Origin of the sequence: Psychromonas algicola (assembly GCF_004378355.1) — a bacterium.
Classification (GTDB): Bacteria; Pseudomonadota; Gammaproteobacteria; order Enterobacterales; family Psychromonadaceae; genus Psychromonas.
In genome coordinates, this window is sequence record NZ_SNUB01000007.1 from 112870 (window position 1) to 139220 (window position 26351).

General features: G+C 35.0%; 23 protein-coding genes. 11 read left to right on the forward strand and 12 right to left on the reverse strand.

Annotated elements, in window-relative coordinates; translation table 11 throughout:
* Nucleotides 1-61: 61 nt before the first annotated feature.
* Nucleotides 62-1246 carry a mannonate dehydratase gene (gene uxuA / locus E2R67_RS05500; protein WP_134289922.1) on the reverse strand — a complete coding sequence of 395 codons (1185 nt, stop codon included), beginning with the start codon at nt 1244-1246 and terminating at the stop codon, nt 62-64.
* Nucleotides 1247-1526: 280 nt separating this feature from the next.
* Here uxuA and E2R67_RS05505 point away from each other — a divergent pair, with 280 nt between their 5' ends.
* Nucleotides 1527-2984: a fructuronate reductase gene (locus E2R67_RS05505; RefSeq protein WP_134289923.1), complete on the forward strand. Its 1458-nt coding sequence runs from the start codon at nt 1527-1529 to the stop codon at nt 2982-2984.
* Between the two features lie 85 nt (nt 2985-3069).
* Entirely contained in the window at nt 3070-3684 is a 615-nt protein-coding gene (locus E2R67_RS05510; RefSeq protein ID WP_134289924.1) for a histidine phosphatase family protein, read from the forward strand.
* Between the two features lie 79 nt (nt 3685-3763).
* On the opposite strand, the gene E2R67_RS05515 is transcribed toward E2R67_RS05510, so the two are convergent.
* Nucleotides 3764-4045, reverse strand: coding sequence for an HlyU family transcriptional regulator (locus E2R67_RS05515; protein WP_134289925.1), 282 nt, complete (start codon nt 4043-4045; stop codon nt 3764-3766).
* A 399-nt stretch (nt 4046-4444) separates the two neighbouring features.
* On the opposite strand from E2R67_RS05515, the gene E2R67_RS05520 reads away from it, so the two are divergent.
* Complete coding sequence (locus tag E2R67_RS05520; protein ID WP_166739319.1) at nt 4445-6445, forward strand: methyl-accepting chemotaxis protein; 2001 nt, start codon at nt 4445-4447, stop codon at nt 6443-6445.
* A 643-nt stretch (nt 6446-7088) separates the two neighbouring features.
* Here E2R67_RS05520 and E2R67_RS05525 read toward each other — a convergent pair.
* The 6 genes from E2R67_RS05525 to E2R67_RS05550 all read right to left on the reverse strand — a co-directional run bounded on the left by E2R67_RS05525 (nt 7089) and on the right by E2R67_RS05550 (nt 15299).
* Nucleotides 7089-8648, reverse strand: coding sequence for an extracellular solute-binding protein (locus E2R67_RS05525; protein ID WP_208379466.1), 1560 nt, complete (start codon nt 8646-8648; stop codon nt 7089-7091).
* 482 nt (nt 8649-9130) lie between these two features.
* A complete protein-coding gene (locus tag E2R67_RS05530) occupies nt 9131-10693 on the reverse strand; it encodes a type 2 periplasmic-binding domain-containing protein (RefSeq protein ID WP_208379467.1) in 1563 nt (520 codons plus the stop codon).
* A gap of 184 nt (nt 10694-10877) precedes the next feature.
* Nucleotides 10878-11768 carry a carbohydrate ABC transporter permease gene (locus tag E2R67_RS05535; protein ID WP_134289927.1) on the reverse strand — a complete coding sequence of 297 codons (891 nt, stop codon included), beginning with the start codon at nt 11766-11768 and terminating at the stop codon, nt 10878-10880.
* 10 nt (nt 11769-11778) lie between these two features.
* A complete protein-coding gene (locus E2R67_RS05540) occupies nt 11779-12738 on the reverse strand; it encodes an ABC transporter permease (protein WP_208379468.1) in 960 nt (319 codons plus the stop codon).
* 14 nt (nt 12739-12752) lie between these two features.
* Complete coding sequence (locus E2R67_RS05545) at nt 12753-13847, reverse strand: ABC transporter ATP-binding protein (RefSeq protein WP_134289928.1); 1095 nt, start codon at nt 13845-13847, stop codon at nt 12753-12755.
* 678 nt (nt 13848-14525) lie between these two features.
* Nucleotides 14526-15299: a TSUP family transporter gene (locus tag E2R67_RS05550; protein WP_134289929.1), complete on the reverse strand. Its 774-nt coding sequence runs from the start codon at nt 15297-15299 to the stop codon at nt 14526-14528.
* 100 nt (nt 15300-15399) lie between these two features.
* Between E2R67_RS05550 and E2R67_RS05555 the strand changes: the two genes are divergently transcribed.
* Entirely contained in the window at nt 15400-16296 is an 897-nt protein-coding gene (locus tag E2R67_RS05555) for a LysR family transcriptional regulator (RefSeq protein ID WP_134289930.1), read from the forward strand.
* Nucleotides 16297-16433: 137 nt separating this feature from the next.
* Here the strand turns inward: E2R67_RS05555 and E2R67_RS05560 are convergent, their stop codons facing one another.
* Together E2R67_RS05560 and E2R67_RS05565 are read right to left on the reverse strand one after the other, a co-directional pair.
* Nucleotides 16434-18242, reverse strand: coding sequence for a DUF3413 domain-containing protein (locus tag E2R67_RS05560; RefSeq protein ID WP_134289931.1), 1809 nt, complete (start codon nt 18240-18242; stop codon nt 16434-16436).
* A 5-nt stretch (nt 18243-18247) separates the two neighbouring features.
* Nucleotides 18248-18472: a YejL family protein gene (locus E2R67_RS05565; RefSeq protein ID WP_134289932.1), complete on the reverse strand. Its 225-nt coding sequence runs from the start codon at nt 18470-18472 to the stop codon at nt 18248-18250.
* A gap of 394 nt (nt 18473-18866) precedes the next feature.
* Here E2R67_RS05565 and yejK point away from each other — a divergent pair, with 394 nt between their 5' ends.
* The 6 genes from yejK (at nt 18867) to E2R67_RS05595 (ending at nt 24311) form a co-directional block, all read left to right on the forward strand.
* Nucleotides 18867-19943, forward strand: a complete 1077-nt coding sequence (yejK, locus tag E2R67_RS05570; RefSeq protein ID WP_134289933.1) for a nucleoid-associated protein YejK — start codon at nt 18867-18869, stop codon at nt 19941-19943.
* 43 nt (nt 19944-19986) lie between these two features.
* Entirely contained in the window at nt 19987-20853 is an 867-nt protein-coding gene (locus tag E2R67_RS05575) for a 6-carboxytetrahydropterin synthase (protein WP_134289934.1), read from the forward strand.
* Nucleotides 20854-20920: 67 nt separating this feature from the next.
* Nucleotides 20921-21268 (forward strand): HIT domain-containing protein, encoded by a 348-nt coding sequence (locus E2R67_RS05580; RefSeq protein ID WP_134289935.1) that lies wholly within the window; start codon nt 20921-20923, stop codon nt 21266-21268.
* A gap of 86 nt (nt 21269-21354) precedes the next feature.
* Nucleotides 21355-21954 (forward strand): penicillin-binding protein activator LpoB, encoded by a 600-nt coding sequence (locus E2R67_RS05585; RefSeq protein ID WP_134289936.1) that lies wholly within the window; start codon nt 21355-21357, stop codon nt 21952-21954.
* Between the two features lie 75 nt (nt 21955-22029).
* Entirely contained in the window at nt 22030-23271 is a 1242-nt protein-coding gene (locus tag E2R67_RS05590) for a COG3014 family protein (RefSeq protein ID WP_134289937.1), read from the forward strand.
* A gap of 35 nt (nt 23272-23306) precedes the next feature.
* Nucleotides 23307-24311, forward strand: a complete 1005-nt coding sequence (locus E2R67_RS05595) for an LPP20 family lipoprotein (RefSeq protein ID WP_134289938.1) — start codon at nt 23307-23309, stop codon at nt 24309-24311.
* Here the strand turns inward: E2R67_RS05595 and E2R67_RS05600 are convergent.
* Entirely contained in the window at nt 24289-25227 is a 939-nt protein-coding gene (locus E2R67_RS05600) for a ketopantoate reductase family protein (RefSeq protein ID WP_134289939.1), read from the reverse strand. The genes E2R67_RS05595 and E2R67_RS05600 overlap by 23 nt on opposite strands.
* A gap of 140 nt (nt 25228-25367) precedes the next feature.
* On the opposite strand from E2R67_RS05600, the gene E2R67_RS05605 reads away from it, so the two are divergent.
* Nucleotides 25368-25850, forward strand: coding sequence for a YajQ family cyclic di-GMP-binding protein (locus E2R67_RS05605; RefSeq protein ID WP_134289940.1), 483 nt, complete (start codon nt 25368-25370; stop codon nt 25848-25850).
* A 103-nt stretch (nt 25851-25953) separates the two neighbouring features.
* Here the strand turns inward: E2R67_RS05605 and E2R67_RS05610 are convergent, their stop codons facing one another.
* Nucleotides 25954-26349, reverse strand: a complete 396-nt coding sequence (locus E2R67_RS05610) for a PilZ domain-containing protein (protein WP_134289941.1) — start codon at nt 26347-26349, stop codon at nt 25954-25956.
* Nucleotides 26350-26351: the final 2 nt, after the last annotated feature.

The window sequence follows — 26351 nt, forward strand, 5'->3', positions numbered from 1 at the left end:
AGGCACAAAAAAAGCCGGATAATAATTATCCGGCTTAGTAATAAAGTTAAATTAGGTGAGCTTATTTAAAAAAACTACGTTTTAAACCCATTTCAAGTCCACGGATTTCAGCAAGTCCTTTTAAACGACCGATTGCAGAATAACCAGGATTGGTTTTTTTACGTAAGTCATCCAACATTTGATGCCCGTGATCTGGGCGCATTGGAATAGAACGGCCTTCGTTATTTTTCTCGCGGCGGTTTTCTTCTTCAAGGATTGCCATCACTACGTTATACATATCAACGTCACCATTTAGATGTGCAGCTTCATGGAAGCTCATTGGATTATCGGCTTCTCGCATGGTTGAACGTAAGTGTGTGAAGTAAATACGGTCGCCATACTGTTTAATCATATTCACTAAATCGTTATCACCACGCACGCCGTATGAACCAGTACACATAGTTAAACCATTTTGTTTACTTGGTATTTCCGTTGTTAACCATTCAATATCTTCAATCGTTGAAACAATACGCGGTAACCCAAGAATAGGGCGCGGTGGATCGTCTGGATGAACAGCCATTTTTAAACCCGTTGCATCACAAACAGGCATTAATGATTTTAAGAAGTAAGCTAGATGTTCACGCAGTTTTTCTTTGCTGATACCATCATATCTATCTAACTGAGTTTGAAATTCTTGTAAGGTATAACCTTCTTCTGCGCCAGGCAAACCTGCAATGATATTAGATGTTAGCTTATCAATATCAGATTGAGTCATATTGTCAAAATAGGCTTTAGCTTGAGTAATTTCTGTTTTGCTATAAGCAGATTCTGCACCGGGTCTTTTTAAAATGTGTAATTCAAATGCAGCAAAAGCAATTTGATCAAAGCGAAGTGCTCGAGATCCATCTTCTAGTTCAAAAGCAAGGTCGGTACGAGTCCAATCTAATACTGGCATAAAGTTATAACAAACTGTATCAATGCCACAATCAGCAAGGTTTTGAAGTGTTTGTTTATAATTATCAATCCATTGTTGGAAGTTACCTGTCTGCGTTTTAATTTCTTCGTGAACAGGCACACTTTCAACCACAGACCAAGTTAAACCTTTGGCTTCAATGATGGCTTTTCGTTTTAAAATCTCTTCGGTTGTCCACACTTCACCATTCTTAATATGATGTAATGCATTGACAATACCTGTCGCTCCAGCCTGTTTAATATCATCGAGTGAAACCGGATCATTCGGTCCATACCAACGCCAAGTTTGTTCCATTATTCTTACCTCTTTATATCAATCAAACCTGGCGATCTTTTGCTGGTTAAATTTAGAAAAATAATTGGTTTTCCAATTTAAAACCAATTTAACCCAGTAAATATAGGTCAAATGAGTGTTTTGTGCAATCGTAACTTTAAATTGGTCTGATAGGTTTTATTGTAAAAGGTGATGTGTATACCAATTAAGCGTGTAAGTGGTCAATATCTTCGCTTTTATTGTTTAAAGCGCTTAAGATAAATATTATTTTTTATTTATTCCAACCCAAATTGGAGAGCTCATGTCCATTGTTACAAGCCCAGTAAACCCGATTGTGATTAATAGTAAGGTTGAACAAACTAAGTTGAAAAGTCGTATTGTTCATATTGGGTTTGGCGCATTTCATCGAGCTCATCAAGCTTTATATACCAATGAAATGCTTGAAAAGACTGGTTCTGATTGGGGGATTTGTGAAGTTAATCTTTTTAGTCATGGCCTTATTGAGCAACTTCGTTCTCAAGATCATCGTTATTTAGTTGCCGAGAAAGGGGCAAAAGAAACCGTCATTAAAATGATCGGAGCGGTGAAAGAATCTTGTCACCCTCATTTAGATGGAATTCAAGCTGTACTTAATAAAATGGCTGAAGAGCAAGTTGCCATTGTATCGATGACAATCACTGAAAAGGGGTATTGTGTTGATCATGCTTCTGGTCAATTAGATCAAACTAATCCGCTTATTCAACACGATTTATTGCATTCTCAAGAACCTAAATCTGCAATTGGCTACATAGTTGAAGCATTACGTTTACGTCGCGAACGCGGTATTAAGGCTTTTACTGTTATGTCTTGTGATAACGTACAAGAAAACGGCCATATTGCTAAAGCTGCAGTATTAGGTTTTGCTAGTTTGCTTGATACAGACTTAGCTCAATGGATTGAATCTAACGTGACTTTCCCTTGCACTATGGTCGACCGTATTGTACCTGCAGCAACCAAAGAAGCGCTTGATGAAATTGCTGAACTTGCTGGTGTTTATGACCCTTGTGCAATTGCTTGTGAGCCTTTCCGTCAATGGGTTATTGAAGATAACTTTGTACAAGGTCGTCCTGATTGGGATGTTGCTGGTGCAGAGTTTGTCAAAGATGTGGTTCCCTTTGAAGAAATGAAGCTTAGAATGTTAAATGGTAGTCATTCATTTTTAGCTTATTTAGGTTATTTAGGTGGTTATGCGCATATCTCGGATACTATGAATAATCCTGATTACCGTAAAGCCGCTTTTGATATGATGATACAAGCACAAGCAATGACATTAAATATGCCTGAAGGGACTGATTTAGAAGGCTATGCGCAGCTACTTATTGAACGTTTTTCAAATCCTGCTTTAAAACATCAAACTTGGCAGATCGCAACCGATGGTAGCCAGAAAATTCCACAACGCATGGGGGCATCATTGCGCTTTCATTTAGAGAATGGAAGTGATTATAAATGGTTAACAATGGGCATTGCTGGTTGGATGCGTTATGTGGGCGGTGTCGACGAACAAGGAAATGCAATTGATATTCGCGATCCATTAGCAGAAACATTTGCTGAAATTAACAGTAAACATCAAGATAGTGCTAGTAAAGTAAAGGCCTTACTTTCACTTGAAACTATTTTTGATAAAGGATTGCTCGAAAATACAGCGTTTGTTAAGCAATTAATAGACGCGTATCAACTTGTTGCCATTAAAGGGGCTCGTTACGCTGTTGCTTCGTTGTGATTTGATTTTTATTCAAATAAGATGATACAACTTATTAAAAATAAAGGTGATATTTAAAAGTGTTTAATCTTGATGGAGATTTAAAGTGACTCGAATCATATTGATTAGACATGGTGAAACCCTATGGGATATCGAAAAACGTGCAATAGGGCACTTAGATATTCCCCTTTCTGATTTAGGTAAAAAACAATCCATTGCGATTGCTGAACGACTTAAAAGTATTCCTTTTACACATCTTTATAGTAGCGATTTAGGGAGAGCGATTCAGACCGCTGAGTGTATTTCTGAAACCTGCAAACTTGATATTACAATAGACCCTGATCTTCGAGAGATTAATGTCAATAGAGTCGATGCTTGTATTCAATATAATCAAAAGCAAACGACTGAGAGTGTTGAGTATCAAAATAAAATGGAGAATAAGTTAGATTGTATTACTCCTAATAGTGAAACTCACCGTCAGCGACAAGATCGAATTATCAATATAATGAATAGCTTGGCACACCTACATGCTAATGAAACTATAGTGGTTGTTTCGCATTCAAGTATATTAAAAGGCTTTTTAGAGTTTGTGATTGGGTTAGAGTCAAGTGGTGAAAATCAATTCCCTAATAACAATGCCGCTTTTAATAGCTTTATAAAAGAGGTTGGAACTTGGTCATTAGAAACTTGGGACGGAGTAGAACATCTTAAAAACTTATAAGCGAATTGAACGAAAGTAAAGGCAGAAGATCAAAAGCAAACTAAGAGTAAGCTTTTGATCATGACTTGTGCTTTAACGATTAATTAAAAATTTGCTCATCTGATTGGTCAATCGCTCTTTGTGCTTTTCTAATTGTAATTTCAATACATTCACCACGACTTCCCACAACATCTGAACGAATAAAAGTATGCGTCTTTAATGCTTCGCCTTCACCTTTAGTGATTGTTGCTGCTACACGATACTGACGGCCATCAGGCATTGGAGCCGGGGTAATAATAAAGCCATTATATTCAACTGGATCAGCTGCGACTGGATTTGTGTTGGTTGTAAAAAGAGATTTTAAACCTGATAAAAAGCCCATTACCAATTTTCCTTATATATTTACAAGATAGAAGATATTTAGGTTGATTAGTATAAAGCAATATCTTGCCTTATAGGTTATTAATATCCTTTTAGTTATTTGTTTTTCCACATTAATTATCTTGAACTGTGATTCGGGTGCAAATATTGCATCATAAAGTTTAGGATAATCAAGGTTAGGTCATTTGCTTTAAAAAAGTATTTTTAGTCATATTTTGGTTAACTAAATGACAAACATAAATATCCTTACAAAAAGTGTTTATCTAGCTCACATTAGCTATAAATATATCTTAAAATCAAAGGTTTTCGATTGTTATACCAAAGCCTTTAAGTAGAATAAATATTACTAGATAGAATTGACTCTAACTAAAGTACAATCGAATACATGGAGGTGAGAATCATGCGCATCACGTTAATACAACGTATCGTTATTGGTTTTAGTATTGTAACAATTAGCGCGATAGCACTCAGCTTATCTGCTAGTTATTCGCAAACTAGAATGGAAGAGCAGCTTGAATTAAGTGCCTCAACATTGACACAGTTATTGGATCAAACAAGTGAATTAGGAAAAGATTTAGAAGATGCCAATCGTTTAAGTTTAATTCATGCGAATACAACCGATCTTAAAAAGCGAGAGTATTTTGCTAAAGGCATCATGCATGCTTTAGAAGAATATGAAATTAAATATGCTGAATTAACGGAGATACTTGATCCTAAATTAGGGTTAACCGAACCTCTTCAGAATATTGACTCCGCTGCTAAAATTACTAATTTAGAACTTATTCGTCATATTGAAATTCATGATAAACGTGTCTTTGCTCGAGAATTAGCTTATACAGAATTAACCGCTTTTTCTTCTATTTGGGATTACTTTGATTCTAATATTTCCGATCTTATTGTTGAGGCTAAAGATTCTCATAAATCAGCAGCTTGGACATTAGAATTTGTGCGTAAAGAAGCGTATTCAGCGGGAGATTTATTATCGAAATTAGTTGGGATTACATCCTTAGATAAATTTCTTGTTGCGGAAGAAGAGCTTAATTCAGCAATAGGCAGTATTAGAAAAAAATTAAAAGTTGTTTACAGTAAATATCCAGAAGCTGAAGAAACGTTAAAACTTTATATTGATGAATTAGGATCTCAAATTGAAGGTGAGCAAAAGTTATTAAAACAAAGAAAACACTACTTAGCATTAAATGTTGAAAGTGATCAATTAATACAAAAGCAAGCAGAAGAAGTTGAAAAAATATTTAACGAGTTAAATGACGTTACTGCTACGGTTCGAAAGTTGGCTGCAGACGCGCTTGCTAACGCTAATTCAGATTCTCGTTTTTTCTCTTTACTGAATAATATTCTATTACTTGCGACTGTGGTTATTTCTGTTGTCGTCACTTATACGGTTGTAAAAGCGATTCGCTCACCATTACATGATATCAAACTCGCTTTATCTAAGCTTGCTCAAGGTGATTTAACCTATGATATTGTTAAGAATTACCAATCTGAATTAGGGGATATATCAAGCAGTATTAATGCATTAACTTTACAATTAAGAAGCTTAATCTCAGATATTAAAACATCGGATAGTAAGTTAAATGGCTTTGCAGCAACAGGTGAAGAACAAGGTAGAGGCATTTTTGCTGAAATAGAATTGCAGTTGCAACATACTGTATCTATGGCCGCTGCTGTCACTGAAATGGAGCAAGCGGTTAATGAAGTGGCAAATCATGCTGTTGAATCAAGTGATGCAGTCGCTAATGTGGTTAGTTTAGCTAACGACAATATGACGTCTACGCAAACAAACTTACGCTTTGTTGAAGAGTTAAAATCATCGCTTAATAATGCCTCCACAGTGATTCAAGAGCTATATACACAATCACAGCAAATTGATGAGATTTTATCTGTTATACAATCAATTAGTGAACAAACTAACTTGTTAGCTTTGAATGCGGCTATTGAAGCTGCTCGAGCGGGTGAGCATGGTCGAGGTTTCGCTGTTGTTGCCGATGAAGTGCGAACGCTTGCCACACGCACTCAGTCTTCAGCAAATGAAATTGGAAGCATGATTGAGTCTTTACAAACTAACTCAAAAAATGCGGTTCAAATTGTAGAAACAAACTTAAAACAAGCTGAGCAATCGGTTGAACAGACTAATCAAAGTTATGATTCATTAGTCTCTATGATTGATAAATTAAAAAATGTCGATGATATGAGTCGTTCTATTGCCGCTGCATCAGAACAACAGAGTGCGGTTGCCAAAGATGTCGCAAGAAGCATTGTGGAAATATCTGACTTTGCTAAAAACATTTCAGTCAATGCGCAAAACGCTTCTAAAAACAGTGAAAGCTTACGTGATTTATCGAAAAAGCAATCTAAGTTGATAGGTCAGTTCAACATAGGTTAGCTAATCTTTTAGAAGTGAATTTCTTAAGGCGCTAATAATATTAGCGCCTTTTTTTATTTAAGCATTATTATACCAGTCATAATAAATAGCTTTTCTATTGGGGTGTTAAAATAGGCTGTTTTCTGGTTGTAAATTTGGTAAAGAAAGTTGCAATTAAAACCTTAAATCCACCTTTTTCTTTAGATAACACATTTAATATGCTCGGCATTAGTAAATATTCGCTTTAAGTTAGGCTTAACCTTGTCAGAGGCGCTTATAATTAATTATCTTGATAATTTCCCATCTAACTAACAAAGGTTGCTTAAAATAGCTTGAATGAGACGTTCTGTTGTCTTAATTGAGTGCTTCAAAATGAGTATGGTTTATTTTTCTATTCTTTGTTTAATTCCCTCTCTTTTTTCACTATATAAATCGTTGCTATTTAATTTAATCACAACAAGTCGTACAGATATTTATTTCTTAAAGATAAAAGGGGATCACTTCTAGAATCCGTAGAAGGAGTTTTCTCTTTATAACTTGGATTTAAAGGTGAATATTACTCATTACTTACAATAATTCTGGAGGGGGAAGCGGAAACCAATAAAAAAGGCAATGAAATAATCATTGCCTTTTGTCATGAATAACTAATAACGTTTATTGGTTATTATTTGTATGCTCGGTCGTAAGCTGTTTGCATTACTTTAAGCACTTTATCGTATCCCATACGATCTAATTGAGCTTGGTAATCATCCCAATCTTTATCGATATCGTTAGAGCCTAAGATCCATGCTTGTTGTTTTTCTAGCATGTAATCTTTAATTGTTGCCCAGCGTTTATCAAAGACTTCTTTCTCTTTGGTATTTAAAGAAACACCTAAGAATTGTTCTACTAAGTAATCGCCTGCTTCATATTTTGCAATACCTGCAAGTGCATACTTGTTAGACCATTGGAGTTCATATGCGTAATCTTGGAAGAATCCACGAGGAACCTGTGCCCCAATTTCCCACATTTGAGCATTTAATGGCGTGTCATTTTCAAGTATTGCTTTTTTGAAAACTGGTTTGCCATCTACCATGTCATACTGTTCACCTTCGATACCGAAGTTCGCTAAACGACGACCTTCTTCTGTAAAGTAGAAGTCAAAGTATTTCATTGTTTCAACTGGGTGTTCATTAGTAAATGACATTGCCCAACCTTCGACTTTTACTTTGCCTCGTCTGTGCGATTCTATACGTTTACCAGAAATACCTGCTGGTGGAACAAATGCATTAAATTCAAAGCCTTTTACTTTGTCTCTAAGCGAGTCATTGTATCCAGCTGTTGAAGCAAACCAATCGTGTGTCATTCCACCTAAGTCATTTGATAATAAATATTCACGTGAGCGACTACCGCGTGTAAATACTTCTTTATCAATAAGACCCTCTTTATACCATTTTGCTAAATTACGAATACCTACACGGTATCCTTCTTCAGTGTAACCATGGTTTAATTTACCGTCTTTAACATAGAAATCATGGAATTGATCTGAACCTGATGCATGTCCATCCCATAATGTTACTAAACGAATAAGTTCTTCCCACTGTCTCATGAATAATGGCACTTCATCTTTTTTGCCATTCCCATTTGGATCGCCATCACGGAACGCAACAAGTACGTCATGAAGCTCTTGAATATTTTGTGGTGTTTTAAGATTTAACTTTTTAAGCCAATCGGTACGGATAAAGTAACCACGACCAAATTCACCATCTGGTAAATAAGGAATGTAATAGATTTCACCGTCTGCTGCTCGGATTGAACTTCTGATGTCTGGGTTTTTATCAAAGAAGGCTTTGATATTTGGAGCATATTTGTCAATTAGGTCATTCATTGGAATGAATGCACCTTCAGGACCATAACGGTTTACATTATCTTTGATCGCAGAACCACCTACGATATCTGGTAAATCACCACTTGCGATAAGTAAGTTAAACGCTTCTTCACTTTTAGTCGTTGCCATAGAAGCAACGTTGTTTAAGCGAACATTAGTTAAACGTGCTGCTTCTTTTTCAACAGGCCAGTTATTATCGTAAACATACTTTTTAGTATGAAAGTGAATATCAAGTGTTATTGGCTTATCTGTTACTTTAAAAGCACCATCTTCTGCTTTAGCGTTTGCCATCATTGGCACTGCTAAAGCCGTAGAACCAATAATAATCGACGTTATTAGGTTTTTGACCATTTTCATAAGTAAACTTCTCCATTGTTTTTACTTGGTTTAATGTACATGTTTCTCGTACACATTCTTTCTTAATTTCCAAGTCATTCTATCTAACTAATTTGTTTAAATATCGTACTCTTTCACATTTCCATGATCAAAATAGGTGGTTATTTCTTGATTTGAGACATAGGTGTTTTTTTGATTAAAACAGAAGGCTATCAATGTTTATTTTAATAATTCAACTCAACAATAACCTTTTTATATATAGGGTTAGTAGGAGTAGGGTCTTTGTTTATCTCTATTAAATAGCTTTTATTATTTAAAAGGTAATTATTAAATTTTTATGTTTTTAAAGAGAATATTGCTTTTAAAAAGTAATGCTAACTGAATATGAACATTTGAAGTGGAGTAGGGGAGCAGATTAATTGTTATTTTTTAGTCAGCAATAAAAAAGGCAATGAAATAATCATTGCCTTTTATTTACAGTAATAACGAATAAAGGTTATTGGTTATTTTTTGTATGCACGGTCATAAGCTGATTGCATCACTTTGATTACTTTATCGTAACCCATGCGATCTAATTGAGCGATGTAAGCATCCCACTCTTTATCAATATCACTTGATCCTAGAACCCAACCTTGTTGTTTTTCTAGCATGTAAGTAGTGATAGTTGCCCAACGCTTATCAAAGACTTCTTTTTCTTTTGAATTTAAAGAAACGCCTAAGAATGGTTCAACTAAATAATCACCAGCTTCATATTTTGCAATACCTGCAAGTGCATTTTTGTTAGACCATTGGATTTCATATGCGTAATCTTGGTGGAATCCACGAGGAATTTGAGCACCAATTTGCCACATTTGTGTATTTAATGGCGTGTCATTTTCAAGCATTGCTTTTTTGAAAATAGGTTTACCATCTACCATGTCATACTGTTCGCCTTCGATACCAAAGTTAGCTAAACGACGACCTTCTTCAGAAAAGTAGAAATCAAAGTATTTGATTGTTTCGATTGGATGTTCATTAGTAAATGACATTGCCCAACCTTCTGCTTTAACTTGTCCACGTCTATGCTCTTCGATACGCTTACCAGAAATACCTGCTGGTGGAACAAATGCATTAAACTCAAAGCCTGGTACTGTATCTTTCAGTGACTCATTGTAGCCAGCTGTTGATGCAAACCAATCGTGTGTCATACCACCTAAGTTATTTGATAATAAGTATTCACGAGAACGACTACCACGAGTAAATACTTCTTGGTCAATTAGGCCTTCTTTGTACCATTTCGCTAAATTACGGATACCTACACGGTAACCTTCTTCAACGTAACCGTGGTGTAACTCACCATCTTTAACATAGAAGTCATGGAATTTATCTGAACCAGACATACGTCCGTCCCAAAGCGTAACCATACGGATAAGCTCTTCCCAATGTCTCATGAATAATGGCACTTCATCTTTTTTACCATTACCATTTGGATCGCCGTCACGGAATGCAACAAGTACATCATGAAGCTCTTGAATGTTTTGAGGCTCTTTAAGATTTAGCTTTTTCAACCAATCGGTACGGATAAAGTAACCACGACCAAATTTACCATCTGGTAAGTAAGGGATGTAGTAAATTTCACCATCTTCAGCTCGAATTGAGCTTTCGATATCTGGGTGAGCATCAAAGAAAGCTTTGATGTTTGGAGCATATTTATCAATTAGGTCATTCATACCAATGAATGCACCTTCAGGACCGTAACGGTTTACATTATCACGAATCGAAGAACCACCTACAACATCTGGTAAATCACCACTTGCGATAAGTAAGTTAAACGCTTCTTCACTTTTAGTGGTTGCCATTGAAGCAACGTTATTTAGGCTAACATTCGTTAAACGCGCTGCTTCTTTTTCTACAGGCCAGTTATTATCGTAAACATACTTTTTAGTATGGAAGTGGATATCAAGCGTTAGTGGTTTATCTGATACTTTAAAAGCACCATCTTCCGCCGCAGCGTTCGCCATCATTGGCATTGCTAGCGTGGTAGAACCAATAATAATCGAGGTTATTAGGTTTTTGACCATTTTCATAAGTAAACTTCTCCATTGTTTTTACTTTGTGTAATGTACATGTTTCTCGTACAAGTTTTTAAGCCTATGTTTCAAACCTATTTTATCTAACTTATTCATTTAATTATCATTTGCTTTCGCATTTCATGATCAAACTATCAAGTTATTCCTTGGTTTGAGACATAGGTATTTTATTAAATGCTAATTATTCTTTAACGCCACCTAACATGATCCCTTTGTTAAAGGATTTTTGTACCCATGGGTAGATAAGTAGTACAGGTATAATCGAACATACCATGATTGCAGAACTTACCGTTTCAAATGAATACGATGCAGTTAGTAGTGTACTTGCGAACGTATCATCATCCGTTAATTGAGTGATAATTTGACGTAAGTAAACTTGTAGAGGAACCTTATCTTCATCTCTTAATAAGATCATTGCCCAGAAGAAGCCGTTCCAACGAGCAACGATACAGAATAACGTTACAGTTGCGATGGCTGGCTTCGCTAGTGGAATAAATACTTTCCATAAAACTTGGAAGTCATTTGCTCCATCCATACGAGCTGCTTCTTCAAATGAATCAGGAACTGCTTCAAAGAAGTTTCTTAATAAGATGATGTTGAACGCGTTACATGCGAAACCAATAATGATACCAATGTAGCTATCAAGTAACCCCAAGTCTCTCATATTTAAGAAGAATGGGATCATGCCGGCATTAAACCACATAGTAAATGCAATCAACATATTCCAGTATTTACGACCAAATAATTGTGGGCGTGAAAGTGCGTAAGCACCTGGAATGATGATACAAAGACTAGTAATTGTACCGCCAATGGTATAGATGAAAGTATTTGCATATGAACGCCAGAATGCTGGGTCAAATAATACTTTCTCGTATGCCGCTAATGTGAAATCAACAGGTGTTAATACAACTTTACCCGCTGTTACCGCATCACCTAAACTTAGTGATAATGAAGCAACATAAATAAATGGGTATAGTGTACTGATTGTAAACATACCGACTAAGAACATATTCAAGTAGACGAATGCTTTGTCACCTTTTGAATATAAGTTCATGTTTTCTTTTAAACTCATAATTTATTCCTTACCAAAGAGACGTTTTAGAAACGCGCTTACTAATGGTATTTGCAGCGATAACTAATATGAAGGCAATAACAGCGTTAAACAATCCAGCCGCAGCGGCTAAATCATACTGTGCAGCCTGTAAACCTTGACGGTAAATAAAGGTACTTATTACGTCAGCTGTTTCATATGTTGCTGGTTGGTATAGCATGATGATCATTTCAAAACCAACTTCTAGAATGTTACCAATACGGATAATCAACATGATTAAAATGGTTGGTAAAATACAAGGAATTGTAATTTTGTACATCATTTGGAAACGGTTCGCACCATCTACTACAGCCGATTCATAAAGTGATGGGTTAACACCAGCAATCGCTGCTAAGAATACGATAGAGCCAAAACCTGCTTCTTGCCAAATACCCGTACCGATAAAGATAGTACGGAACCATTCAGGCTTCGTTAAGAAGTAAACAGAGTCATAACCTAGCGCATTAAGCATTAAGTTAATTACACCTGTAGAAGGCGCAAACGCTGTAATAACGATACCCGCAATGATTACTGCAGAAATAAAGTGTGGTAAGTAAACGATAGTTTGTGCTGTTTTCTTAAACTTAGGATTGATAACTTCGTTAAACATCAACGCTAAGATAATTGGAACAGGGAAGCCAAAAATTAAGCTCGCACCACTTATCATTACTGTATTTTTAATTGCACGAATAAATTGGTCATTCTCGAACAGAGTATAAAAGTGCTCAAGCCCAACCCATGGACTAGCACCAATCCCTTTAAATACACTGTAGTCTTTAAAAGCGATTTGTAACCCGTACATAGGCGTGTATAGAAACACCATGAACCAAATAACTGTTGGCGCAAGCATCAGATAGAGTTGCCATTCTTTCTTAAAATGCATAACGAACCATTTTAATTGTTTGGTCAACGCTGAATCTGGCGTGCTTAGTGAATTATTAATGTCTTGCATAATATTTCCCTAGCTTATTTGTAATTCGGAGCAATCATTGCGTTTGTTGTTTTCTTATCAAACACTGTGATCACATCTTGACGGAAGTAAAGTTTGTTCAAATTCTCTAAGTGAGTAATTTGTCCATGAGTTTCCACTTTGATTACAAATGGTTTACCTAAAATTTTACAATGTAAAAGCGCTTCCGAACCTAGTGTTTCTACTAAATCAATAGATACATTGATTTCAGTTGAGTTTTCAGTTGGTTCAATATCGATATACTCTGGACGAATACCGAAAATGATTTCATCACCGTCTTTTAATTGCTCAAGAGTAGGAAGAAGACAACGTTGGCCTTCAAATAAGCCGTAGCAACCTTCAGGTGTTACTTCAGCTGTTGCTTCGATTAAGTTCATTGGTGGTGAACCGATGAAAGTTGCAACAAAGGTATTGGCAGGACTATTAAATAAATCCATTGGCGTACCTACTTGCTCAATCTTACCGTTACTCATTACAACGATACGATCCGCTAGTGTCATTGCCTCTACTTGGTCATGTGTTACATAAACACTAGTAACACCTAAACGTTTGTGAAGCGATTTAATTTCTGCACGCATTTGTGTTCTTAATTTTGCATCTAGGTTAGATAGAGGCTCATCGAATAAGAATACTTTTGGATGACGAACGATTGCTCGACCCATTGCAACACGTTGACGTTGACCACCAGATAAATCTGCTGGGCGTCGATCAAGAAGTGGTGTCAATTCAAGAATTTCAGCTACATCTGCAACTGTTTTTCTGATTTCGTCTTTTGGCATTTTACGAATTTTTAAACCAAAAGCGATATTGTCAGCTACTGATAGATGAGGATAAAGCGCGTAGTTCTGGAATACCATCGCAACATCACGATCTTTAGGAGCAACATCATTGATCACGCGATCAGCAATGCTTACTTCACCTTCAGTGATTTCTTCCAATCCTGCTAGCATTCTTAAGGTTGTAGATTTACCACAACCAGAAGGACCAACAAGTACAACAAACTCTTTAGGCTTAACTTCTAGGTTGATACCTTGAACAACTGTTACGTTGCCGTAACGTTTAACAAGGTTTTTTAGTTTTACTGTTGACATATTTACTCTTACTCCATTAAAAGTCTGGAAAAACGGATTATTAATCCCACTTACAAATATTATTCATCGATAACATAGAGTATTAGTACTATATGAAATGTTTTCAGTAAACGGCATTAGTCTACTAATTTTATCTGTGTCATTGTTTTGAAGTAATTTGTATGATTTATTGAGGCATAGGTCTGTATTTTGACTTGACAATTAATTTTACAAACAGCTCTGTTCATGCAACCCAGAGTATTTTTATATCTTTATTGGTATTGTTAATAATTTGAGCTATTTGTTTGTTTTTTGTTGGGTTTCTGTATGTTTTTTGGGTTTATTTTAAGGTGTTTGTTAGTTTTATAAATGGCAGTTTATTTTTGTATTATTATTTTACTTTTATAAAATATAAAAAAAGCTGAATAAATAAGCTGTTTACTTGTTTAAAATGTATTTTTTTAGTTTTTATAAGCTTTAATTAACGGGTTATATTTCTATTAATAGGAGTGGTTTTTACAAACTAAATACCCTGACACTTAGTCTGTGAATTGTGATGAGTTTACTGCGTAATATGATGATTTAAAGGCTTTAAAGTGAAACAAATTTCGTCTAATCTGGACTAAAGCCTATACATATTGTATTGAATTAATTTATATAAACCACGATAGAATTAATGCTTTTTGTTACTGATGAATCTCATACCATTTCATAAATAAGTTTTATGGTCATGATTAAAGTGACGGAAATAAAAACAGGACGAACAATCTTATCTCCATTATTGATCACTATTTTACTGCCTGTTACAGACCCAATTATTTGACCTGCTCCCATAATTAATCCTAACGTGTAATCAACATAACCTAAGCTCATAAAGAAGGTTAAAGAAATAATGTTACCGATTAAATTAAGAGGTTTAGTGCTAATTGATGCTTGTTTGATAGTAAAGCCAAGCAAAATAACAAAGGAAATCATCCATATTGATCCCGTTCCTGGTCCAAAAAATCCATTATAAAAACCAATTAATAGGCCAAATAAAGACATAAACTGATTCGTTGTTATTTTAGGTTTTGAATTTGTAGGACTTTTTAATCGCTTTGATAAAATTGCATAGGCTGTTATCCCTAACATTAATACTGGTAATAGAAGCTTTAAACTGTTTTCGGAAAATAGACTGACAGAGTAAGACCCTAACATCGCGCCTAGTGCAGTGGCTGTTATCCCTAATAGTAAACCTTGAGTATTTAGTTGCTTATGAGCTAAAAAAGTAATGAAGGAGGCAGTTTCGCCAATTACTGCTTGTAATCTATTCACTCCTAAAGCTTGTAAAGGCGGAATACCTGCAAGTAATAAAGCTGGAACCGTTATTAAACCGCCTCCGCCTGCTATTGCATCGACAATTCCTGCAATGATAGCGATAAAAAATAATAGTAAAAATAATTGGTTTGAAAGATCATATAAAAGCGGCTCCATAAGAAAGCTTCCCTTTGTTGTAAATTAAACACTATTAGTATCATTCTTGAGTGTGTAGTAAAATTAACTATATTTAACTCTAATGTTTAGGTTGAACTTTATGATCACGTCGCAAGATATTTCTTTTTTTCTTCATTTATCGGCAAGTCAGTCCTTAGCCGCTACAGCAAGAAAGTTAAATGTGACTCCACCAAGCGTATCGCAACGCTTACAATTATTAGAGAGAAAACTCGGTGTAAAATTAGTCGAACGCAGTGCTCGTTCAATAACCTTAACTGCTTCTGGTGAAATGTTGGCTGAGAAAGGACGAGCATTAATGCTTGATTTAAGTACTTTGCAAGACGATATTTCTGCAAATAAGTCTTCTCTTGCGGGTAAAGTGAAAGTATTGGCTCCTTTGGGATTTGGCACGCATTATATTGCACCTTTATTGGCTCGTTTTAAGAAAGTAAATCCTTTAATTACAGTGGATCTTGAATTATCTGATCACCCGCAATGGTCTGATAAACAAAGCCCAGATATCATGATTTATATTGGCCACTTAAGAGACTCTTCACTTAAATGTATTACGTTAGCCAAAAATAATAGATTATTGTTGGCTTCCCCTGAATACTTAAAGAGTGCTCCTGCTATTAATTGTCCTGCTGATTTAGTGAGGCATCAATGTATTGCGCTGCGAGAAAACAATGAAGATGTCACTATGTGGAAGTTTCAAGGAAAAACGGATTCAGAAAATGTTAGTGTTAGAATTAAGCCTGAATTCTCAAGTAATGTTGGACAAGTAATTAAAGGCTGGGCTGTTGATGGTTTAGGGATTATTCAACGCTCTGAATGGGATGTGGTCGATGAAATCTCTGAGGGTAAATTGATCAGACTGCTGCCTGATTATACTTTACCTAGTGCAGATATAGTGGCTTTAGTATCAACTGAGCGAAATAAGAGACCCAATAAAATAAATAAATTAATTGATTTCTTTAAAGAAAACTTATCTCTATAACTAAAATAATAGCGGCTATGTAAAATATGAATAATACTAGAAGTCTTTTGTCCTTTTGTATTATTTATGAATATAGGAAGCAGAAGGAAGAAATAAGCAGCTAAGGAAATGTATCCTAGCTGCTTATTACTTATTGTTTATTTTTGATTAAAGCGGCGGAGCGTTGATAGCACATCAATTAATAAAGTGATGTCATACTCTTCATTATATTCAGATTCTTCAATATGATTACCTTGCCAATCAATACTATTAATATCGCCATTTCGAGAGAATTTAGTTATTTTCTCAGCTTCATAAATAATGTAGTCATTTAAGTCACCTGATAATACATATTTTCGTTTTGTATCATCTAATAGATGTTGACCAATACTATATTGACTCGTTGGGTTTTCAGTTGAAAAAGCTTCTTCCATTAAAGTAGGAACAATATCAGAGTGGCTTGTCATATTGGTGATCACTTGTGGGCCTTCATTGGGTAAAATGAGCACCATAGGCACGTGTGAGCCATTAATTAAAGCATCATTGGTATCACTCTCTTTAAATGATTGCCCGTTTGTACCTGTAATGACAATAATCGTATTGCTGTATTGTTTTTGTTTTTTGAGCGTTTTTATTAAACGTTCAATTTGATCATCAATTGTTGCAACCTGTGATTGGTACAAAGCTAAATTTTTACTTTGTTCAGCAATTGATTTTTTACCATACTGTGCGAATTGGTGACTATTTTTCTGCTCTAAATAAAGATAGCTAAACCAAGGCTGACTAGTCGATGAGCTTGAAATCCATTTTCGCCATTGTTGTACGACCTGATTATTATTTTCTGTTTTAGCGTAATGTACATTGGCTTTTACATTTAGCTGGCTAAAGCTACTTTGTAAAAACTCAGGGTTTACTAAGCCAATACTTGAAAATAGACCTATTTCGCGCTTCTCATCATTTATCTTATTCATTAATACAGGGGCAATATGATTTTCTGTCACCGTATTCCAATAACTGTTAGGCAAACCATAAAATAAACTAAAAACACCTTGCTTACTATTATCTGAACCACTGAAGTGATTTTTAAAATTGACTCCAGTATCAGCTAAAGCCTGTAAGTGAGGCATATTAGTTGGATTGAGCATATCTGCGCGTAGGGCTTCTATATTAACAATTAATATATTTGCATTTGCATGCGCTGCTTGCCCTACATATTTGATTTCTTGAACAGGATATTTAAGTCCTTTCTGATTAGTACTTTCTCGTCCTAACTGGCTTTCAGTAATTAAGTCTTCACTCAACCAGCCTTGCTTCGTTAAGAATGTCCGCGCTGTCATTGGGTAAGATAGCGGATAAAGTGATTTCTGAATGGTAATTGGACGATATTGAGTTGCATCTGCCCAAACAAAAATAAGATGGGTAAGTACAAACATAGAGAACAAAAATAAAGCAATAGGCTTGCCTATCTGTTTTGCGTTTATATTGCGTACTTTTCGCCACATGATCCAAGAAAAAACAACTTCGGATACAAAGATGATAGGTATAGAAATGTAATGCAGATTAATTGCGTAGATCGCTTCCACTTGTTCTGGTTTTTGTAAAAATTGCCAGATCATTGGATTTAAATGGAAACTATAAAGCCTGAATATTTGTGTATCGACAATTAAGAAAGTGATTGCGATAGTGGCAATCAATAAAGAAATTAATCGATAAATGAGATTGTTTGATATTAAAAACGCAAGAGGAAATAAAAAAATACCAAATACGAGTGCAGCGAGAAAACTAAAATGGCCGATCAAGCTAATAAATTGATAAATAATACCTAACGTTGAATCCGCTAGTCCTGAGTAAGCGATATAACGTAGACTCATTATTGAAATAGCAACAAGGTTAAACAGCGTAAACCAATGTGCCCACGCGATTCTTTTTGCTAGGTTATCGTAAAATTTATGACCCGTTTCAACCATATTGTTTATTGATCTTCTGAGTTAATTGATGCACTAAGCGCTTTAACAAATTTGTCGCTAATTGTTTTTCGCTGTGAAACTGGAACTTGGCTATTAATTACATGAGTAATACTATTGCCTAATACCATTAAACTCAAGTCAACAGAGACGTCGTTGTTATGTAAGACATCCATGACTTGATCAAGTATGGTTTCAATTTTTTGGCTAGAATATTTTGATTGAATTGGCATAAAAAACTTCTGATTAAGGAATAATAATTGCAGTATGATACCGCACTGACATTATTATACCAATCACTTAAGCTCTCGAATTTTAAAACTAATCAGATATTTAATTAAATAATTAATGACTTTGCCAACGTTTAAAGTCAATGCTATTTACTGTTCTTAAAGTAGATGCTTAAAATTTTGCTGCAACAGGATTTATGATGTTAACAAAACTTTATTAACTAAAATAATCAAACCAAAAACAAATGAACTAAGCTATTGATTTATTTGTTTTTGTTTCAAATCTTATTGCAGGCTATATAATTCCAAATCTTTTTTCTGAATTTTGCATCTAGAATGGGAACAGGTATATAATTTGCCGCTAAGTTAATTCGATTCCAACAAGGTTACTCACTCTATGAACGTTTCTGCTACTAATATTATTTTACACTCTTTAAATTACAACAGCGAAGGTGTGCTGCAATGTAAAATGCGAGAGGGTGAATTGCCTATTTCTCCTTCAATTGAACAGTTTGTGATGGATCTACATCGCAACTATCAGAGTAAATCAAATAAAGCTTATGCTTACTTTGCCGATGATGCTGAAAAATCTCAAATATTCCAACGTGCACTTAAGGAAGAATTAAATGGTGAATTAGATTTTGTTGGATTTTCACAACAAGCGGCAGGGCGATTGGTTGATGAATTAAAAGAGCATGACTTCGCAGAAGAAGGGGTGCTTTTGGTCAGTAAATATAGTTGGACAACAAGTGACTACCTCCTTGTTGCCTTATTGCAAAACAACCAATCTATTAGTGTTAACGAAAACTTAGAATTGCAAGTAAGCCAACATATTGAAACAAGTAAAATTCAATTAGTTGCTCGTATTGATTTAACCTTATTAGAACGTGATCCTGAAGCGAATCGCTACATCTCATTTATTAAAGGGCGAGTAGGACGTAAAGTTTCTGATTTCTTCTTAGACTTTATGGGCGCAAAAGAAGGCTTCGATGCCAAAGCACAAAACCAAGGCTTATTAAAAGCAGTAGAAGAATTCTGTGAAAAACAAGAATTACCAACAGAGCAGAAACAAGAAGTCAGAGAAGTGACCTTTAATTACTGTAAAGAACAAATAAAAGAAGGGCAAGATATTGACCTTTCGAACTTGTCTGAAGAATTTAAAAGTACTTCTAGCTTAGAAGGAAGCTTCTATGACTTTGTTAGTGAAGACTATCAATTAGAAGAGAATTTTCCTGCGGATAAAACATTAGTAAGAAAATTAACTAAATATGTTGGGCAAGGTGGTGGTATGAATATTAGCTTTGATCAAAAACATTTAGGCACTTCAATTAAATACGATGAAGCCTCTGATACCTTAACGATTCAAGGCATTCCACCTAATTTACGTGAACAATTAAAACGAGATGCATTAATCGAAACTGATAGTGGTAGCTTTTTAGATATTGAACCAGATGAAACTAAAGCCCCTTTTTAATGACTATTATTAGGTCTTAAAGCAAAATAAAAAGAGAAAATAAATGAAGTTATTTGTACGAGATCTAACTGTAATTGATGCTACTTACTTAGACCCTTCACGCGGTTTTGTCGGTGAAAGTTTTCAAGTTGATGTGCTTTTGGATGGTGAATTAAATGAACAATCTATGATTTTAGATTTTTCATTGGTTAAGAAACAAATTAAAAAAATCATTGATGCAGAGGTCGATCATAAATTATTAGTGCCACATGATGCACCTCAGTGTTCTGTTTCAATAGAAAATGAACGTACTCAGATAGACTATATATTGGATGACAAAAGTATTATTCAATTAAAAAGTCCGCACGAAGCTTACTGTTTATTAGAATGCGAAAGGGTAACCGATGCATTATTAGAGGCCTATTTAGAAGAAGTTATTTTAATGAAACTGCCTGAAAATGTAACTGGGTTATCAATTAAATTACGTACGGAGTCTATCTCAACTCCTTATTACCAGTACACTCATGGTTTAAAGAAACACAACGGAAATTGTCAACGTATTGCACATGGGCATCGCTCTAAAATTGATATTTTTATCAATGGTGAATATAGCGAAAATTGGGTTAAACAATGGGCACAACGTTGGGCTGATATTTATCTTGCCAGTGAAAGTGATGTTATTGAACGTAGCGAATTATCATTTATTACACTTGAATCACCCGTTCCTGTTCATTGTTCTGCTTATCATGCACCGCAAGGTTATTTTGAACTGTTAATGCCAGCGTCTCGCTGTGAAGTATTAAATAATGATACAACGGTTGAAGAATTAGCTGGATTTATCTGCAAAACAATTAAACAAGAAGAAGGCAGCAAGACAGTCACTGTTTATGCCTACGAAGGGATTGGAAAAGGCGCAATTGCCGAATTATAAATAAAATTTTACAGAGCGCATTTAAACTTATATTGGGCTGGTGTTTTTAGAAAAAATAAGGGTTAACATGGCAGAAGAAACTATTTTCAGAAAAATTATAGATAAAGAAATCCCATCTGATACTTTATATCAAGATCAGTATGTCACTGCTTTTCGTGATATTTCACCACAAGCACCGGTTCATATATTGATTATTCCAAATAAATTGATACCGACTGCTAATGATATAGAAATTGAAGATGAACTTTTGATTGGCAAAATGTACACTGTGGCAAAACAGCTAGCCAAACAAGAAGGTATCGCCGAGTCTGGTTATCGATTAATAATGAATTGTAATGGCGATGGTGGACAAGAGGTTTATCATATTCATTTACATTTACTCGGTGGTAAAAAGTTAGGTAAATTAGTTGGTTAAACTACAACCTTCACAATTAGATTTACAAAGTACTATTAAGCTATAAACACTTTACGGTGACAGTGGCATTATAATTGGAGTTTACAATGAAAATAAAATCAGGATTTTGGGTTGCATTAACAGCAAGTTTACTTTTATCTGCTTGTTCTACTTCTGTTGAACGTTTAGATGCACAAGAGCAAATTGATTTAAGTGGAGCATGGAACGATACCGATTCACAACTAGTCGCTCGTGAAATGGTTGAAGATGCTTTATCTCGTCCTTGGATCTCTAAGTTTGTTAATGCCAAAGGTAAAGAGCCTGTTGTGATAGTAGGGCGCATTAAAAACTTGAGTCATGAGCATATTAACACTAATACTTTTATCGCGAATATTGAGCGTGAATTAATTAATTCTGGTGAAGTTCAATTCGTAGCAAGTGCGAATGCTCGACAAGAAATTCGTGATGAACGTGCAGATCAAGACCTTAATGCAACAGAATCAACGCGTAAAGAAATGGGCCAAGAATTTGGTGCCGATTATATGATGCAAGGACAAATTAACACTATTGTGGATCTTGATGGAACAACACAAGTTCGTTTCTACCAAGTTAATTTAGAGTTAATTAGTATTCAAGATAATCGTAAAGTTTGGATTGGTGAAAAGAAAATTAAAAAACTAATCAAAAACAGTAAAATTCGTCAATAAATTGTACATAACCTATTGAATAAGCTATAAATAGGCTCGAATCTGAGCCTATTTAATTTTTAAAGTGGGAATATTATGCGCAATGCCATTATTGTTATTTTATTATTACTGACTACTGGCTGTTCTTTACAGCAACACAGTAATAATCAATTAGCCAATCAACTTCTGCATGAAAACCCAGAAAAAATATTATCTATTCTTCAAGAAGATACACCTAACGAAAGAGATTTTGCGCAATACCATCTTAACCTTGGCTACCTTCAACTCCTCTCTGGCGAATTTATCCCTGCTATCGAATCGTTAACTCAAGCCAAACAAAAAATGCAATCATTGAATGCGACTTCAATTAGTGAAAATATTGGTGCTGGAACGGTCAATGAAACATTGCGTAGTTATAGTGGTTATCCTAGCGATAGAGTTATGGTGCACAATATGCTCGCTTTAAGTTATCTCTTTAACCAAGATATCGAAGGTGCACGCGTTGAAATGCTTCAAGCTGATATTGCGATGAAAAAATTAGCTGAAGATAAATCGCTAGTGGGGCAATTAGCAAGTACCCATTTACTGTCGGCTATCGTTTATGAGTTATTAGATGAGCGTTCGAATGCCTTTATCAGTTATCAGTTAGCAGAAGAGATATTAACTGAACGTAAAATGGCAGTACCTGAAGGAATTAAAATTGCGCTATTACGCATGAGCGATAAAATGGGGAACGATCAAGCTTATACAAGATTAAGTAAAAAATACCCTCAATCGGTGCAAAAGAGTTACAGCGGAAAACAAATATTCAGCCTTTATTTTGATGGCGTCGTTTCTAACAAAAGACAAGAAAGCTTAACAGTGCCGAGTTTTAGTGGGCGACAAATTATTCGTATTTCTATGCCTGCTTATCCTAAAGTTAACTACAATCTGCAACGCATAAAGATAACTGATGATATTCAAAATGTAAGTAGCGAAGTTATTGAGAATATTGAAAACTTAGCGAGAGAAGATTTAGCTCATGATTATCCTGAAATATTATTAGCAACAACCACGCGTGCCACAATAAAATATGCAGCAGTAAAAGCGGCTGATAAAAAAGATCCATTATTAGGTGCTGTTTTTAATATTTTAAGCGTTATCAGTGAAGTGGCTGATCTGCGTAGTTGGAATATGTTACCTTCAACGATTCAATTTAGTTATTTGCAAAGTAATTCAAACAATATTGTTATTTCTTCTCTTAATTCGCAAGATAATAATCTTGATATAAGTGAAGCCAATCAGCATATTATTTTGTCCTCTAGTTTATCTAATAACCTTTTTCATTATCAGCAATAGATGACTTAGGCTTAAATAGTAAGTAAGGAAATTTTATGAAAAACATTAGCTTAATCGTCTCTGTTTTATGCTTATTTGTACTCAATGGATGTTCCACTCCTACAGCTCAACAACGAGCGATTAGTGAACGTCCAGATTGGGTTGATAATGCACAAGTAAAATACCCTAACGATGTTTATTTAACTGCTGTTGGAGAAGGCAGCAGCCGAGTAAGATCAAGTAAAAATGCAATCACTAATTTAGCCGAAATATTTTCAGTGAGCGTAAGAGCGGAAACAAAAACCTTAAGCTCGTCTATTAAACAACAAAGTTCTTTAGGTGTTACCTTAGAAAGTACCACGTCTTTGCAAAGAAATATTGAAACAGAAACTGAACAGACAATTGAAGGTGTTGAAATCAAAGAAAGTTGGTTAAGTCCAACAGGTGAGTACTACACCTTAGCTGTATTACAAAAGCGAAATGCAGCACGAAATTTGATGGAGTCGATTCTTGAATTCGATCAAAAAACACAAGAACTGATTGATTACAGTAGAAAAACGGCACCGAATTCAATTCTTGCTTTAAATGCACTTCGATCTGCTCGTGACTTGCAAGTCACTAGAGAAATGTCTAATTCACAACTTAAATACCTCAACGGAAGTGGCGTACTTAATGATTTTTCAAGAGAAGATATAGAGCAACTTATTCGTCAGCAATTAGCGTCTTTACAAATAAGCGTTGAACGAGAAAGTGGAGAAGATAAAAATGCCTTACAAGCTGGTTTATCTGGCTTAGGTGTCACAGTCGTTGAACAATCAGGATTACAAATTGCTTCTGTTATGGATTTTAATGAACCAACATTTGTTAATCATTGGTATTGGTTACGTGGAAGTTATCAGTTAACGATTAGCGAAGATGGAAAAGTGATAAGCCGCAAACGCTGGCCTGTAAAAGTATCTTCTAAACAAAAGGAATTGTTAGCACCGCGTCTACAAGATAAATTGAATGCAAATATGACACAATATTTACAGCAATTATTTAGTGATGCTCCAACGCTTTAATTTGAGCGTATAAATCTGACAAAATAGGTGCCTTTATTTTATGGCTCTTAGCTTTATTTAGTAAGTAGCCATTAATATAGTCGATTTCAGTGGGACGCTTATAAAAAATATCACGATTCATTGATGAAAAATTTTCGGTTGTTGCTTGTATAACATCGGATACTGTTTTTTGTAAAAAAGGCATTGTTAAAAGTATTTTTTCAGCGTTAGCGATACAAGTAACTTCTTCTAATATTTTATTGATTAAAGCCATATATTGTTCATCTTGCAATTGTCCGTTTTGTATTTGCTTAATTGCAGTAAGCGGGTTAATTGCAGCATTAATGGCAAGCTTTAACCAACATTTTTCAATAATATCTTCACTCCAATAAACATCTTGCATTGCTTTTTGAAAAGGCAAAATTACCTTAGATAAGTCTGTGTTATGGGATTTAAAATCGACTGTATTAAAAGCCCCAAAAAAACTTGGGCCATGCCCCGTTTCTGTTACACATAATGGCGATTCTATTTTAGGGTTGTCTGTTTTTTTAAATAAACTCGCATTTGCAGTGGTCGCACAAACAATGGGATTATTAGGGAAATGTTGCTTAACTTCCTCTGCACAGCCATAACCATTGTGCATTAAAATAATGACCTGTTGTGAAGAGATATATTCCTTTTGCATTAACAGTGCATTCAATACCTGTGGCGCTTTCACGCAAACCAAAATAGTGCTGTTTTGCTCGCTTTCTTTAGTATTTAATAATCGATGGCTATGAGAAATAGTGAATTGCTGCTCTTCTCCGGTTAAATGAGTGAAATGTAATTTACTTGATATAAATGCTGAACGGGAAACAATATGGCAAGTTTGTTTAGCTTGAAGCAATTTTGCTAACCATAAACACCCAATTGCACCTGCACCGATAATTTGGATCATAACTTCTCCCTTAAAAAATTCATTATGCTAACTTGTCTAGCAAGATACAAGTAACAAACTCATTCGCAATGATAGAAGAAAAGCTGATTTTCTGGTAAATTCAATGCTTAGTTATTTAATTGGTTTATTAAGGAATAAAAATGCCTTCATTTGATATTGTTTCTGAGATTGATTTAGAAGAAGTTAAAAATGCGATAGGAAATACACAGCGAGAAATTGGTAATCGTTATGACTTACGTGGCGTAAAAGCATCTGTAACACTAAATAAAGAAGTGGTGAAGCTAGAAGCTGAAGCGGAAATGCAAATCTCATCTTTACGTGACATGTTACGTGGGAATTTAGTTAAACGTGGTGTGGATACGCGTGCAATGGATCCTGAAAAATGCGATCAATCTGGTAAATTTTGGTCTCAAAATATTAACTTTAAAGTCGGTGTTGACCAACCAACGGCTAAAAAATTAGTGAAGTTAATTAAAGATAGCAAAATCAAAGTACAAGTAGCGATTCAAGGTGAACAATTGCGTGTTACAGGTAAAAAGCGTGATGATTTGCAACAAGCAATGCGCTTAGTGAAAGAATGCGATTTAGGGATGGGATTTCAGTTTAACAACTTTAAAGATTAAATCTTAGTAAGTCGTTAAACCTCTTATGAGTCATGTAATAATTTGTTCTTTTGTCTTACATTTTATTGCATGGCTAATAGCTAAATATTGAGCAAGTTAAAGCTTATTTATTACTTATTTCATTGATATGCTGCTCTATTAATTCTGCAAACTCTCGCTTCATACTTTCATTATCACCTAAATTAAGCTCTATCAGACGTTTTAAATGTGAAATAGTGTCAATGCTAAGCTTAGTGAATTGCACGCCTAATAGCTTCTCTTGTTGGTGACAAACAAAACCATTTAATAGTAACTCTATATCAGAGCCTTCAAGCCCGAGATGTAATTGAACTGGTTCTTCTTCTAAATCGATAATTAACGGATTAATAGAGATTAAGGCACCTTTGAGAGAAATATCAATCAATGAGGCTTCAAAGTCATGGTGCTCAGTTTTTTTATCAAACACAAGCGAACAGATACCTTGAAAATTAACGCGTGAAAATTTACGACGTTCAGACATAA